We start from the raw sequence: 13,979 nt of genomic DNA, 5'->3' as shown, positions 1-13,979 counted from the left end.
GGCCGGCTTCTCCCTCCGGGAGAGGCGAAGAAAGGGCTTGCCCCATGCTGACCGCCTTCGTCCTGCGCGCGCTCGACCGCCGCACCTCGATCGTCCTGCTCGTCATCCTCGGCGTCGGCATCCTTCTGCCGGTGCTGAACCTCGCGACGGACCCGTCGAGCCCGTTCCATGTGCCCACCTATGTCCTGACCCTGCTCGGCAAGTACCTGACCTATGCGCTGTTGGCGCTGTCGGTCGATCTGGTCTGGGGCTTCTGCGGCATCCTCTCGCTCGGCCACGGCGCCTTCTTCGCCCTCGGCGGCTATGCCATGGGTATGTATCTGATGCGCCAGATCGGCGACCGCGGCGTCTACGGCAATCCGGTGCTGCCGGATTTCATGGTGTTTCTGAACTGGAAGGAGCTGCCCTGGTTCTGGACCGGCTTCGAGCATTTCTGGGTCGCCGCGATCATGGTGCTGCTGGTGCCCGGCCTGCTCGCCTTCGTGTTCGGCTGGTTCGCCTTCCGCTCCCGCGTCACCGGCGTCTATCTGTCGATCATCACCCAGGCGATGACCTATGCGCTGCTGCTCGCCTTCTTCCGCAACGACATGGGCTTCGGGGGTAACAACGGGTTAACGGATTTCAAGGACATCCTGGGCTTCGACATCCAGGCCGACGCCACGCGCGGCGCGCTGTTCTTCGCCTCGGCGCTAGCGCTCGCCATCGGCTTCTGGATCTGTCGCGCGGTGATCGCCTCGAAGTTCGGCAAGGTGCTGGTCGCCGTCCGCGACGCCGAGAGCCGCACCCGCTTCATCGGCTACCGGGTCGAGGGCTACAAGCTCGTCGTCTGGACGCTGTCGGCCATGATGGCGGGCGTCGCCGGCGCGCTCTACGTGCCGCAGATCGGCATCATCAATCCCGGCGAATTCGCCCCGGCCAATTCGATCGAGGCGGTGATCTGGGTGGCGGTCGGCGGCCGCGGCACGCTGATCGGCCCGATCGTCGGCGCGCTGCTCGTCAATTTCGGCAAGACCTGGTTCACCTCCGGCATTCTCGCCGAATACTGGCTGTTCGTGCTCGGCGGCCTGTTCGTCCTCGTCACGCTGTTCCTGCCCAGGGGCGTCGTCGGCTCGCTGCTGGCGATGGGCGCGAAGAAGAAGCCGGTTGAAAAGCCGATCGAGGATGTGGTGGCGCCGGGCGTCGCCGCTGGCCAGGCAGCGGAGTGAAGCCATGACCGTGACCACCGAACCTTCCCGCGTCGCGCATGCGAAAGCCAAGGATTCGCTGCTCTATCTCGACGGCGTCAGCGTCTCCTTCGACGGCTTCAAGGCCCTGCGCGGTCTGTCGCTGGTGATCGAGCCGGGCGAGATGCGGGCCATCATCGGCCCGAACGGCGCCGGCAAGACGACGATGATGGATGTCATCACCGGCAAGACCAAGCCGGATTCCGGCGACGTCTATTTCTCCGGCGATGCCGACCTGACCCGCATGGACGAGGCGTCGATCGCCTCGCTCGGCATCGGTCGCAAGTTTCAGAAGCCGACGGTGTTCGAGAGCCACACGGTCTGGGACAATATCGACCTAGCGCTCGCCGGTGTCCGCAAGCCCTTCGCCACCCTGTTCCACCGCACTTCGAAGGCCGAGATCGCGCGGGTGGAGGAGATCCTCGAGATCATCCGCCTGACCGACAAGCGCCATTGGTTCGCCGCCAATCTCTCGCATGGCCAGAAGCAGTGGCTGGAGATCGGCATGCTGCTGGCGCAGGAGCCGAAGCTGCTGCTCGTCGACGAGCCGGCGGCCGGCATGACCGATGCCGAGACGGCGCAGACGGCGATCCTGCTGAAGGAGATCGCCAGGACCAAATCGGTCGTCGTGGTCGAGCACGACATGACCTTCGTGCGCGATCTCGGCGTCAAGGTGACGGTTCTGCACGAGGGATCGGTGCTTTCCGAGGGTTCGCTCGACGCGGTCTCGGCCGATCCGAAGGTGATCGAGGTCTATCTGGGGCGCTAGGCGATGGCTGACGATCCGCGCGGCGACGGCGACAAGGCGGGGCCGGACAAGCGGCCGCCGAAGCGCGAGCGCGCGGCGAAGCTGAGCCGCTCGGCGGCGTGGAAGCTCGCCTCGGCGAGTGGGATGAAAGCGACAAGTCTGCCGGATGGCGGGAAGGGCTGAGCGATGCTCGAAGCGAAGAATGTCGATCTTTTTTATGGCGCCGCCCAGGCGCTGCGCCATGTCTCGCTCTCGGCCGAGACCGGCAAGGTGACATGCCTGATGGGGCGTAACGGCGTCGGCAAGACGAGCCTGCTCCGCGCCATCGTCGGCCAGAAGCCGATCGCCGGCGGCGAGATCCTGTGGGAGGGCAAGCCGCTCGGCCGCATGGCGCCGCATGAGCGGGCCAAGGCCGGCATCGCCTATGTACCGCAGGGGCGGGAGATCTTCCCGCTCCTGTCGGTAAAGGAGAATCTGGAGACGGGCTATGCGCCGCTCGCGCGTCGCGAACGCAACATTCCCGACTATGTGTTCGATCTGTTTCCGGTGCTGAAGGATATGCTTCGCCGTCGAGGCGGCGATTTGTCAGGCGGCCAGCAGCAGCAGCTCGCCATCGGGCGTGCGCTTGTGATGCGGCCGCGACTGCTCGTCCTCGATGAGCCGACGGAGGGCATCCAGCCGTCGATCATCAAGGATATCGGCCGCGCGATCCAATGGCTCCGCCAGCAAGGCACGATGGCCATTCTGCTGGTGGAGCAATATTTTGATTTCGCACATGAGCTCGCCGATGATTTTGCCGTGATGGACCGCGGGGAGATCGTCGTCTCGGGTCCGCAATCCGAAATGGGCTCGGAACTGGTCCGCGCCCATCTTACCGTATGAAGCAGCGCTCCATGGCGCCCAGATCGCGGGCGCGCTGACGCTTTGCCTCGTTGCGGCGCTCCAGCTTGTTGTAGAGCGCGCGAATGTCCTCTGAACGCACGCCGTCGCTGGCCATGACGAGCCCGATGATCGGATCGTGCAGCAGTTCGTTGAGGGAAGCCTCCCGTGGGAAGCAGGCGGTGGAAACGTCCATGACGGTTCTCCTGATCTCGCTTCGGTGTTCGGATACTAACCAGAACCATGTGCGGTTTTTATGACGGATGTCACACGCTGGGTTCACAATCGCTTGAGGCTCCAGCGCGTGAACCCAGCTTTTTGTTTTGCCGCCGTAGCTTAGCGGCAGCCGGCCGGCAGCGTGCCCGGCAGGATGACGGTGCCGCCGACCGAGAAGGTCTCGCCATTGTTCTGCGATAGCGTGGTCGACGTCCACGTGCCGGTGTCCGCCACGCAACTCGCCGGCGCCTGGCCGACCGCGATGCTGCCGGACAAGTTGCTGAGTTCGCCCGCGAGGTGAACCGCTTCGTCGGTCGAGCTGACGACCTTCACATTGGTGAAGCTGACATCGCTGAGGGCGCCGCCGAAGAAGGACGGGCCGTACAGGTAGACGCCATGCGTTCCGGCGTTGGTGATCTCGATGTTCGAGAAGGCCACGTTGGAGGACCCCATGTTCATCATGATGCCGGCGCGGCTGGTGTCGCGGATAGTGACGTTGGACACCGTGATGTCGCTGGCCGGGTCCGCGAAGGACGACGGGCCGATGAACTGCAGCGCGTTGACGCCGCCGGCCAGCGTCAGGCCGTCCATGCTGATGCCGGAGCTCGACATGATCACGATCAGGTCCATCGTCCGGTCCATGGCCGTATTGTCGATGGAAAGGTTGCGGATCGCGATGTCGGAGGCGCCGACGAGCTGCAGGGCTTCGCGGCGGGTATTGGTGATGGAGACGTTCTCGATCGTCAGGCCGGTCGTCGGGTTCGGCGCGCGCAGGCCGTAGATGTCGTTCTCCCAGTCGTCGATCTCGTCGAAGGCCGCGTTGGCGAAGATGCCGTAGGTGACGTCCCGGATCTCGACGTCGCGGATGGTGACGTCCTTGGCCGAGAACAGCGAGATCGCCGTGTTGGGGACGCTGCGTTCCGGATCGTAGATCGAGAACTCGCACTCGGTGTTATCGGTGCAGATCGTCAGGTCGTGGATCTTGCTGCCTTCGATCAGCGCGCCGTCGACTTCGCTCAGCAGGATGCCGTTGCCCGCCGTCTCGGCAATGTCGAGATTGCGCAGGAAGATGGTCTCGACGCCGTCCGCGAGGATGCCGTCGCGGCCGCCGCGGATCGACAGCCCGACCGCGCCGCTCTCGTCGGCCATGGCCAGCACATCCGCCGTCGCGCTGGTGCCGACCAGCTTCGTCTCGGCGCCGGAGCGCGTGAAGGTCGCCTTGCCGCCGCTGCGGGCGCCGATGATTTCCAGGCCGCCCTGGCCGCCGACGATGAACTGGCCGGAGGAGAGCAGCAGCGTCTGGTCGAGCTGGATCACGCCGTCGGCGAGGATCAGGGCGTTCTCGCCCGCAGCCGTGATGGCGGCATTGATCGCCGCCGCGTCGCCGGTGGCGGCGGAAACGGTACGGACATTGCCGACGATATTGCCGGTATCGGCATAGATCGCCGCTTCCGCGTCGCCGGTGGCGCCGACGGCGGTGCGGATGAAATTGGCGCGCTCGACGCGCTGCATCAGCGGATCGCGGTCGGCGAGCGCCGGGCCTGCCTTGCCGAGCGGGATGCGCAGGCGGGCGAGGAACAGGCCCTCGGCCTTGTCCTCGTTGTCATAGGTGAAGCCGGCCGACAGGCTGAAGGTCGAGCCCTGGGTGAAGCCGGGCAGGTCGGAGAAGGACAGTTCCGCGCGCGCGCTGACGCCGGTGATATCGTCGAGGCGGTCGCCGTCATACCAGTAGCCGCCGCCATAGAGCATCATCTGCGCCGACGACTTGGCGTCGAACATCGGCAGGCGGAAGCCTGCCTCGCCATCGATGCCGCGCATCGCCTGTTCCTGGCCGGCGCGGAAGACCAGCCGGCCCGCCTCGATCAGCGCGGCATTGGCGTCTGCGGCCGAGCCGTACTTGTCGCCGAAGGGCAGGTAGCCGTTCAGGCGGAACACCATGTCGCGCGAGATCAGCTCGGCGCCGGCGGAGATCTGGTGGAACTCGTTCTTCCGGTCGGTGCGGAGATAGTCGTAGTAGCCATAGGCGCCGACGGTCCAGACGCCGTCCAGCTTCATCCGCCAGCCGAGGCCGGCGGAGAGCTGGTCCATCTGGTCGTTGTTCATGTGGCCGCGGATGTCGCCGAAGCCGATGGAGCGATCGCCGAAGCCGAACGGCAGGAAGATATCGAAGCCGCCGATGGCGCCATTTTCCTGGCCGCCGCCCAGCGTGACTTCGACGGTCGGTCCAACCGCGTCGGCCTTGGCGGAGGCCGTGATGGCAAGGGTCGAGGCGGCGCAGAGCAGCGCGGCGATGGCGGAGGATCGCATGGTTGCAGGTCCCGGTTCTGGAATGCGCCGGGATTTGAAACAAAACGCCCGGCAAGTGACTGCCGGGCGGTATAGGGTTGAATCAAGTTATTGAAAACATTTATGTTTTCGATCTTGACTAATGTAAAAGTAGCGTTCCGTTACGCAATGCCCGCGGCCGCCTTGAAGGCGGCGACCAGCTTGCCCGCTCGCTCGCCGATATCGGCCGCCGTCATGCCCGGCTTGTATATGTTCGAGCCGATGCCGAAGCCGGCGCAGCCGGCCTGCAGGTAATCGCCGAAATTGTTCTCGTTGGCTCCGCCGACCGCGAGCACCGGCACATGCTTGGGCAGCACCGCCTTCATGGCCTTGATGCCGGACGCGCCGATCAGCTCGGCCGGGAAGAACTTCAGCGCGTCGGCGCCGGCCGCAAGCGCCGCGAAGGCCTCGGTCGGGGTGAAGACGCCCGGATAGGAGTCCATCCGGAGCGCCTTGGTCTTGCGGATCACGGCGGCGTCGGCATTGGGCGAGACGATGATCTCGCCGCCGACATCCTTGACCGCCGCGACCTGCTCCTCGGTCAGCACCGTGCCGGCGCCGACCTTGGCGAGGCCGGCCGAACGCTTCGCCATCTTCTCGATCGAGACGAACGGATCGGGCGAATTGAGCGGCACCTCGATCAGCGTGATCCCGGCCGAGGTCAGCGCGTCGAAGGCCGCGTCCGCCTCGGCAGGCGTGATGCCGCGCAGGATGGCGACGATGGGAAGATGGGAGCCGAACAGGGGATGGGTCATGATCCGAATCTCAAAGGAGGCCGTTGGCGCGGGCGAGGCGGACGAGGCCGCGGCGGACGAGGGCGGAGCCGTCGCGCGTGTCGGCCGGGTGGCCGGCGACCGCGAAGGCGGCGTGATAGGAGCGGGCGAGCGTACGCGAGCCGATGATGCGGATCGGCCGGTCGGCGTCGAGCAGGCCGATCTGGCGGGCGGCAGCGATCTCGCCGCCGATGACCAGGCCCGACAGATAGGCGAGGTTGTCGTCGCCGGAAACGCCGTCCAGCAGCTGCCGGACGCGGACGGAGAAGATGGCGCCGAGGAAGGGCAGACCCTCCGCGATAGTGCGCTTCACGGCGAGGGCGAAATGCGGCGAGCCGGCGATGTCGTCGGCATTCTCCGCCACCGAGTGGCGCAGGAACGACTTGCGCGCCAGCAGGTCGAACATCTCGCCGGTCAGGAAGGTCTGGAAGGTGGTGATCTCGCCGTTCGAAATCGCGGCCCATTTGGAATGGGTGCCGGGCAGGATGGCGATGCCCTCGAAATCGGGCTCCTCTTCCATCAGGCCGATCAGCTGGGTTTCTTCGCCGCGGATGACGTCGCCGTCGCGCGCTTCCGACCGGAGCACCAGGCCCGGCACGATCGCGACGGGGCGATGGTCGGACGTTTCGAACTTCAGCAGTCCTTCGGCCAGCGCATCCGGTGAAGTGGGGACGCCGACATAGGCGGCCTCGTGCCAGCCCTGTCGGCTTCCTACCATGCCGGCCATGATCGCCGGCAGCTTCGGCCAGCTGGCGACGAGCGTCTCGAAGGCTTCCTCGTGGCCGGCGCCGCCGAGCGCGCCGATGCCGTCCGCGCTGTCGGCCTCGGCCAGCAGGGCGCCGTCGCGATCGAGCAGCATGGCGCGGCAGCGCGTCGTGCCCCAGTCAACGGCGATGAGAGCGGCGTCGGCAAAGCGATCGGAGGGCATCTTTCGGTCCGTAGGTTCTAAATCGGGTGAGAATGGAACGGTTGTTCGCGGATCGGGGCGTCGTGTCAAGGCGACAGCAGGCCGCTAGCCGTCCGATCGGTAGCTGCGCAGGGTGAGGGCGCGTGCCTTGAACAGGTCGGCGTCCTGCGCGGCGAGGCTCGCCGCGAGGTTGGCGCCCTGCGCCCGGGTCCGGGATGTCGCCTGGAAGCGGCGTTCGGCCGCGACATAGGCTTCCCGCTGCTTTTGCGCGCCGCGCAGGATGCCGCGCGAGCGGGCGTCGAGGGTCGCCGCCAGCGCGAAATAGGCGCTCGTCATTTCTTTTTCCCAGGCGCCGCGAGCGCTGGTGAAGCAGGCGGCCTTGCCGACCGTTTCGCCGGCTTCCGGCGTAGCGAGGCACGAGGCAAGCGCCGCGTCGATCGGGTCGGCGGCGCTTTCCAGTGCCACGGCCGGGGTCGAAAGGATGCCTGCCGCCATCAGCAGCAGGCCAGCCAGACTCGGACGCATGCGTTCCGCTCCATTCCACCAGGCAAATCAACCAACCGGATTTCGTCCCGAACCGGTGGCGCGGTCAATCCCGCGGGGCCGGTCCCGTGGATGCGCGGACGACGAGGTCGACCGGCCAGAGTTCGTGGATGCTGGCAGGCGAGCGGCCTTCGACGATGAGTTCCATCAGGAGTTCCGCCACCCGCGTTCCGGCGGCGCGGATCGACGAGCGTGTCGTCGACATGGTCGGCACCATGGCGTCCGGGTTGAGGAAGGGGATCACGTCGTCATGCGCGATCATCGAGATGTCACGGCCGAGCTCGAGCCCTGCCGAACGGATGGCGCGCAGGGCACCGAGCGACATCATCATCGAGGAGACGAGCAGGGCGGTCGGCCGCGGCCGCTGCGCCAGGAAGCGCGCCGTGATGCGGTAGCCGGTCTCGTCCGACATGATGCCTTCCGCCACCAGGTTCTCGTCGACCTCGACGCCATGGGCGGCGAGCGCCCGACGGAAGCCGCGGTCGCGGTCGAGCGCGAAATTGTGGCGGGTCTCGCCGTTGATCAGGCCGATGCGGCGATGGCCGAGGTCGAGCAGGTGCTTGGCCGCGTGCCGGAAGGCGCCTTCGTTGTCGATGTCGAGCCAGGCATAGTCGAGCGGGCTGTTCGTCCGGCCATGCACGACGAAGGGCAGGCCGAGCTCGTTCAGCAGCGCGACGCGCGGATCGTCGACGGTCGGGCTGGACACGATGACGGCGTCGACGCGCGAGCTGATCGCCATGCGCCGGTAGGTCGCCATCTCGTCGCCGGCCTTGGACGGCGACAGCACGATATCGATCTCGTCCTTCATCAGCCTTTCGCCGAGGCCGGCCTGGAATTCGATATAGTGCGGATCGAGCAGCATGTTGCGGTCGGTCGGCAGCACGATGCCGATGGCGCCGGCCCGGCCGGTGGCGAGACGGCGGGCGCTGGCGTTGGGGCGGTAGTCATAGCGGCGCGCCGCGTCGAGCACGCGTTGCCGCGTCTCCTCGTTGACCTCGGGATAGCCGTTCAGCGCGCGACTCACGGTCGTCTGCGACAGGCCGAGATGCAGCGCCAGTTCCTTAAGTCTCATCAGAAAAATCATCCTCCCCGAAGGGCATTCAAAGCGCTTTCAATCCACGGCGCAAGCGGGCTGGCGGGTTGCGGAGAGCGTTCGTGTTCGATGATGCAATGCACCATCGGCGTCCTATTCCAGAAAACTGCAATAAATCAACTAAGTGCTATGTTTTATCATATGAATTTTGAACCGATTTCTGTTGCGGCGCACGGTGGCAGGCGGCCGTCGCGGGGTTGACAGGGGCGTTTGTTGCCGCTTTGAATGACCTCAAAGCGCTTTGAGGAAAGCGGGGTCGTCGGCCTTTGCCGAGGCGCTTAGGGGGAGAAGGGGTGGCGCGCCGGGGGTGATGGACACCTGCGGTCGCGACGGCTTCGAGGCTCCTGTCACGGAATGTCTCTCAGGGAGGTTCTTACAAATGAAGTTGCGCTCCGCGCTTATGGCTTTCGGCGCCGGCATCGTCCTCATGGGCAATGTCGCCAACGCCGCCAATCTGTCGATCGTGTCGGGTGACACCGGCAACGGCCTCGCCGTGCTGCGCGAGCAGCTCGACATCTTCGAGAAGAACACCGGCAACAAGGTCACGATCGTGCCGATGCCGTCCTCGACGAGCGACCAGTTCGGTCAGTACAAGCTGTGGCTTGCGGCTGGCAACTCGGACATCGACGTCTACCAGACCGACGTCATCTGGGCGCCGCAGCTGTCGGACCAGCTGCTCGACCTGACCGACGCCACCAAGGACGTGGTCGGCGCGCATTTCCCGTCGATCATCGAATCGCAGACCGTGAACGGCAAGCTCGTCGCGCTGCCAATCTTCACCGACGCGCCGGCGCTCTATTACCGCAAGGACCTGCTTGAGAAGTACGGCAAGCAGCCGCCGAAGACCTGGGACGAGCTCGCGGCGACCGCGAAGGAGATTCAGGACAAGGAGCGCGAGGCCGGCAACAAGGACATTTGGGGCTTTGTCTGGCAGGGCAACTCCTATGAGGGCCTGACCTGCAACGCGCTCGAGTGGGTCAAGTCGAACGGCGGCGGCCAGATCATCGAGGCCGACGGCGAGATCTCGATCAACAACCCGCAGGCAGCGGCTGCCATCGACCGCGCCAAGGGCTGGGTCAACACCATCTCCCCGCCGGGCGTGCTCGCCTACCAGGAAGAGGAAGCCCGCGGCGTCTGGCAAACCGGCAATGCCGTCTTCATGCGCAACTGGCCCTACGCCTACGGTCTCGGCAATGGCGCCGACTCGGCCGTGAAGGACAAGTTCGACGTCGTGCCGCTGCCGGCCGGCTCGGGTGAGGGCGCCAAGTCCGCCGCCACGCTGGGCGGCTGGAACCTGGCCGTCTCGAAGTACACGAAGAACCCGAAGGAAGCGATCGAGCTGGTCAAGTTCATCGCCTCGCCGGAAATGCAGAAGCTGAAGGCCCTGAAGGCTTCCAACCTGCCGACGATCCAGGCCCTCTATGACGATGCCGACATCGCCAAGGAGCAGTCGATCATCCCGCGCTGGAAGGAAGTGTTCCAGAACGCCGTGCCGCGTCCGTCGGCTCCGGCCAAGGTCAAGTACAACGAAGTGTCGTCCAACTTCTGGACCGCCACGCATGACACGCTGAGCGGCAACGGTTCGGCGGCTGACAACCTCGAACAGCTCGAGGCCAAGCTGACCAAGCTCAAGGGCGGCGGCTGGTAGTCCAGCCCCTGCATGCCGGCATTCACGCGAATGCCGGCATCGCCCGTTGACCCAATCGGCGTGGCGGATACCCTCGGGTTCGCCACGCCGTTCCGTTCATGCCGAGCTATCGGCCCCAACAGCGAAAGCCGAGAACATGGCGGTAGCCGAGACCATTGCTGCGCCCGTCGCGGGCATGCGCTCCGACCTGATGCGCCAGAGGGTGCGTTCGGCCTGGATATTCCTGGCCCCGATGCTCGCGGTGCTGGCCCTCGTCGCCGGCTGGCCGCTGGTGCGAAGCATCTATTTCTCGTTCACCGATGCGTCGCTTTCCAATATCAGCGCGGCGCAGTGGATCGGTTTCGAGAACTATTTCTCGGCCACCACGCTGAAGAGCGGCAAGGTGATCTATGACGGCCTGCTCGTCGACCCGATCTGGTGGCGCGCCGTCTGGAACACGGTCAAGTTCACCATCGTCTCGGTGACGCTGGAGACGATCTTCGGCACCATCGTCGCGCTCGTGCTCAACGCCGAATTCCGCGGCCGTGGCATCGTCCGCGCCGCCATCCTCGTGCCGTGGGCGATCCCCACCGTCGTCTCCGCCAAGATGTGGAGCTGGATGCTCAACGACCAGTTCGGCATCATCAACGACGCGCTGATGCATCTCGGCATCATCTCGAGCAAGATCGCCTGGACCGCCAATCCCGACACGGCGATGTTCGCGGTCCTGCTCGTCGACATCTGGAAGACGACGCCGTTCATGGCGCTCTTGATCCTCGCGGGCCTGCAGATGGTCCCGGGCGACATCTACGAGGCCGCCAAGATCGACGGCGTGCATCCGGTCAAGGTCTTCTTCAAGGTCACCCTGCCGCTGATCCGGCCGGCCCTGATGGTCGCGGTGATCTTCCGCATGCTCGACGCGCTCAGGATCTTCGACCTGATCTACGTGCTGACGCCGAACAATTCCCAGACCAAGACGATGTCGGTCTATGCCCGAGAGAACCTGTTCGATTTCGACAAGTTCGCCTATGGCTCGGCCGCCGCGACCTTCCTGTTCCTGATCCTTGCGGTCATCACGGTGGTCTACATCGTTGTCGGACGCGTCAACTTCGATGGAGGCCGATAATGCTCTGGACCCTGGCCAAGCGGACGGCCTTCTACGCGCTGGTCGTCCTCATCGTCTTCATTTCGGTCTTCCCGTTCTATTACGCGGTGCTGACCTCGTTCAAATCGGGCACGGACCTGTTCCGGGTCGACTACTGGCCGACCTCCTTCGCGCTCGACAACTACGTCTCGGTGCTGACCACTGGCAGCTTCGTCCGCAACCTCGGCAATTCGCTGCTGGTTTCGACCGTGGTGGTGGCGATCTCGCTGTTGCTGGCGGTGACGGCATCGTTCGCGCTCGCTCGCGTCCGTTTCCGCGGCCGCTCGCTGTTGCTCTTCACCATCCTGTCGGTGTCGATGTTCCCGCAGATCGCCGTGCTCGCCGGCCTGTTCGAGATCGTCCGCTTCTTCGGCATCTTCAACACGCCGCTGGCGCTGATCTTCGCCTACATGATCTTCACCCTGCCGTTCACCGTCTGGGTGCTCACCACATTCATGCGTGATCTGCCGATCGAGATCGAGGAAGCGGCGATCGTCGACGGCGCCTCGCCCTGGGTGATCATCACCAAGGTGTTCATGCCGCTGATGTGGCCGGCGCTGGTGACGACGGGCCTGCTCGCCTTCATCGCCGCCTGGAACGAATTCCTGTTCGCGCTGACCTTCACCTCGTCGAACGCAACCCGCACGGTGCCGGTGGCGATCGCGCTGCTCTCGGGCAGCAGCCAGTACGAGATCCCCTGGGGCAACATCATGGCCGCGTCGGTGATCGTCACGGTGCCGCTCATCGTCCTGGTGCTCATCTTCCAACGCAAGATCATTTCCGGCCTGACCGCCGGCGGCGTAAAGGGCTGATCCGATGAATGACGTTGTTTCCGGTGGCGTGATCGCCTCGCGCGCCGCCGATGCCGACTGGTGGCGCGGCGCGGTCCTCTACCAGATCTATCCGCGCTCGTTCCAGGACACGGATGGCGACGGCGTTGGCGATCTGAAAGGCATCACCGCCCGGCTCGACCATATCGCCTCGCTCGGCGTCGATGCGATCTGGATCTCGCCCTTCTTCAAGTCGCCGATGAAGGATTTCGGCTACGACGTCTCGGACTATTGCGCCGTCGATCCCCTGTTCGGCACGCTCGCGGACTTCGATGACCTGATCGCGGAGGCGCATGCGCGCAACATCAAGGTCACGATCGACCAGGTGCTGTCGCACACCTCCGACCAGCACGCCTGGTTCAAGGAAAGCCGCTCTTCGAAGACCAACCCGAAGGCAGACTGGTTCGTCTGGGCCGACGCCAAGCCGGACGGCAACCCGCCCAACAACTGGCTGTCGATCTTCGGCGGCTCGGCGTGGGAGTGGGACACGACCCGCTGCCAGTACTACCTGCACAACTTCCTGACCTCGCAGCCGGATATCAATTTCCACTGCATGGCGGCGCAGGATGCGCTGCTCGACAGCGTCGAGTTCTGGCTGAAGCGCGGCGTCGACGGCTTCCGCCTCGACACGGTGAATTTCTACGTCCACTCGCAGGGCCTCGAAAACAACCCGCCCTCGAAGCCGGAGGACCGCAATTCGCCCGAGGCGCCGGCGGTCAATCCGTATAACTGGCAGGACCATATCCACGACAAGAGCCAGCCGGAGAACCTCGAGTTCCTGAAGCGGCTGCGCGCGCTGCTCGACCGCTATCCCGGCCAGACCACGGTCGGCGAGATTGGCGATGGTCCGCGGTCGCTGAAGACGATGGCGGCCTATACCGCCGGCGGCGACAAGCTGCACATGTGCTACACCTTCGACTTCCTGAGCCCGATCTTCACGAAGGAGCACTTCGTCAACCGGATCAAGGCGTTCGAGGCGATCGTCGGCGATGGCTGGCCGTGCTGGGCCTTCTCCAATCACGACATCGTCCGCCATGTCTCGCGCTGGACCCATGACGGCGATTTCGACGGCGTGGCCAAGCTCGCCGCCGGCATCCTGCTGTCGCTGCGCGGTTCTGTCTGCCTGTACCAGGGCGAGGAACTCGGCCTGACCGAGGCCGACATCGCCTTCGAAGACCTCCAGGATCCCTACGGCATCCGCTTCTGGCCGGAATACAAGGGTCGCGACGGCTGCCGCACGCCGATGGTGTGGGAATCGAACGGCGCCAATGCCGGCTTCTCGTCCGCGAAGCCGTGGCTGCCGGTCTCGCCCGATCACATCGCCCGCGCGGTCAATCGCGAGACCACCGACCGTGCGTCGGTGCTGGCGCATTACCGCAAGCTGATCGCGTTCCGCCACGCCCATCCGGCGCTGCGCGACGGTTCGATCGCCTTCGTCGATTCGCCGGACGATGTGCTGGCGTTCGTCCGCGAGGGTGGCGGCGAGAAGATCCTCTGCGTCTTCAACCTCGCGGCCAAGGGCGCCAGCTTCAAGCTGCCGTCCGACCTGAAGGTGACCCCGCTCGAAGGGCACGGCTTCGCCGCCACGCTCGATGCGGCCGGCACCGTCGGCCTTGGCGGCCGCGACGCATTCTTCGGCAAGATCGCCTGAACAAGAAACGGGCACGGGAA

The 13,979-nt window shown here is 65.3% G+C and carries 14 protein-coding genes; 8 read left to right on the top strand and 6 right to left on the bottom strand.

The window, feature by feature from the left end:
* The first annotated feature begins 44 nt into the window (after positions 1–44).
* Genes urtC through urtE form a run of 4 tightly spaced genes read left to right on the top strand, consistent with a single transcriptional unit; the run spans position 45 to position 2,853 of the window.
* A complete protein-coding gene (gene urtC / locus OSH07_RS20975) occupies positions 45–1,205 on the top strand; it encodes an urea ABC transporter permease subunit UrtC (protein ID WP_266340651.1) in 1,161 nt (386 codons plus the stop codon).
* Positions 1,206–1,209: 4 nt separating this feature from the next.
* Entirely contained in the window at positions 1,210–1,992 is a 783-nt protein-coding gene (urtD, locus tag OSH07_RS20970) for an urea ABC transporter ATP-binding protein UrtD (protein WP_266340650.1), read from the top strand.
* A 3-nt stretch (positions 1,993–1,995) separates the two neighbouring features.
* Positions 1,996–2,154, top strand: a complete 159-nt coding sequence (locus OSH07_RS20965; protein WP_266340649.1) for a hypothetical protein — start codon at positions 1,996–1,998, stop codon at positions 2,152–2,154.
* A gap of 3 nt (positions 2,155–2,157) precedes the next feature.
* The gene (urtE, locus tag OSH07_RS20960) at positions 2,158–2,853 is read left to right on the top strand and encodes an urea ABC transporter ATP-binding subunit UrtE (RefSeq protein WP_266340648.1); all 696 of its coding nucleotides are present in this window, start codon (positions 2,158–2,160) and stop codon (positions 2,851–2,853) included.
* Here urtE and OSH07_RS20955 read toward each other — a convergent pair.
* The 6 genes from OSH07_RS20955 to OSH07_RS20930 form a co-directional block, all read right to left on the bottom strand.
* Positions 2,843–3,046 (bottom strand): hypothetical protein, encoded by a 204-nt coding sequence (locus tag OSH07_RS20955; RefSeq protein WP_266340647.1) that lies wholly within the window; start codon positions 3,044–3,046, stop codon positions 2,843–2,845. The two genes, urtE and OSH07_RS20955, sit on opposite strands and share 11 nt — an antisense overlap.
* Before the next feature lie 140 nt (positions 3,047–3,186).
* Positions 3,187–5,373: a right-handed parallel beta-helix repeat-containing protein gene (locus tag OSH07_RS20950; RefSeq protein ID WP_266340646.1), complete on the bottom strand. Its 2,187-nt coding sequence runs from the start codon at positions 5,371–5,373 to the stop codon at positions 3,187–3,189.
* Positions 5,374–5,513: 140 nt separating this feature from the next.
* Positions 5,514–6,146, bottom strand: coding sequence for a 2-dehydro-3-deoxy-6-phosphogalactonate aldolase (locus OSH07_RS20945; protein WP_266340645.1), 633 nt, complete (start codon positions 6,144–6,146; stop codon positions 5,514–5,516).
* A gap of 10 nt (positions 6,147–6,156) precedes the next feature.
* The gene (locus OSH07_RS20940; RefSeq protein WP_266340644.1) at positions 6,157–7,092 is read right to left on the bottom strand and encodes a 2-dehydro-3-deoxygalactonokinase; all 936 of its coding nucleotides are present in this window, start codon (positions 7,090–7,092) and stop codon (positions 6,157–6,159) included.
* 84 nt (positions 7,093–7,176) lie between these two features.
* The gene (locus OSH07_RS20935; RefSeq protein WP_266340643.1) at positions 7,177–7,596 is read right to left on the bottom strand and encodes a hypothetical protein; all 420 of its coding nucleotides are present in this window, start codon (positions 7,594–7,596) and stop codon (positions 7,177–7,179) included.
* 64 nt (positions 7,597–7,660) lie between these two features.
* Complete coding sequence (locus OSH07_RS20930) at positions 7,661–8,686, bottom strand: substrate-binding domain-containing protein (RefSeq protein WP_266340642.1); 1,026 nt, start codon at positions 8,684–8,686, stop codon at positions 7,661–7,663.
* Positions 8,687–9,107: 421 nt separating this feature from the next.
* On the opposite strand from OSH07_RS20930, the gene OSH07_RS20925 reads away from it, so the two are divergent.
* The 4 genes from OSH07_RS20925 (at position 9,108) to bglA (ending at position 13,959) form a co-directional block, all read left to right on the top strand.
* On the top strand, positions 9,108–10,355 hold the full coding sequence (locus OSH07_RS20925) for an ABC transporter substrate-binding protein (RefSeq protein ID WP_420909664.1): 1,248 nt from the start codon (positions 9,108–9,110) through the stop codon (positions 10,353–10,355).
* 136 nt (positions 10,356–10,491) lie between these two features.
* On the top strand, positions 10,492–11,460 hold the full coding sequence (locus tag OSH07_RS20920; protein ID WP_266340640.1) for a carbohydrate ABC transporter permease: 969 nt from the start codon (positions 10,492–10,494) through the stop codon (positions 11,458–11,460).
* Entirely contained in the window at positions 11,460–12,290 is an 831-nt protein-coding gene (locus tag OSH07_RS20915) for a carbohydrate ABC transporter permease (RefSeq protein ID WP_266340639.1), read from the top strand. The genes OSH07_RS20920 and OSH07_RS20915 overlap by 1 nt, the downstream gene beginning before the upstream one ends.
* 4 nt (positions 12,291–12,294) lie before the next feature.
* A complete protein-coding gene (gene bglA, locus OSH07_RS20910; RefSeq protein WP_266340638.1) occupies positions 12,295–13,959 on the top strand; it encodes a beta-galactosidase BglA in 1,665 nt (554 codons plus the stop codon).
* Positions 13,960–13,979 lie beyond the last annotated feature (20 nt).

This window comes from Kaistia nematophila (assembly GCF_026343855.1).
In the GTDB taxonomy this organism is placed as follows: Bacteria; Pseudomonadota; Alphaproteobacteria; order Rhizobiales; family Kaistiaceae; genus Kaistia; species Kaistia nematophila.
Note: the sequence above shows the minus strand (reverse complement) of the source record. Positions and strands in the feature narration are given on the sequence as shown.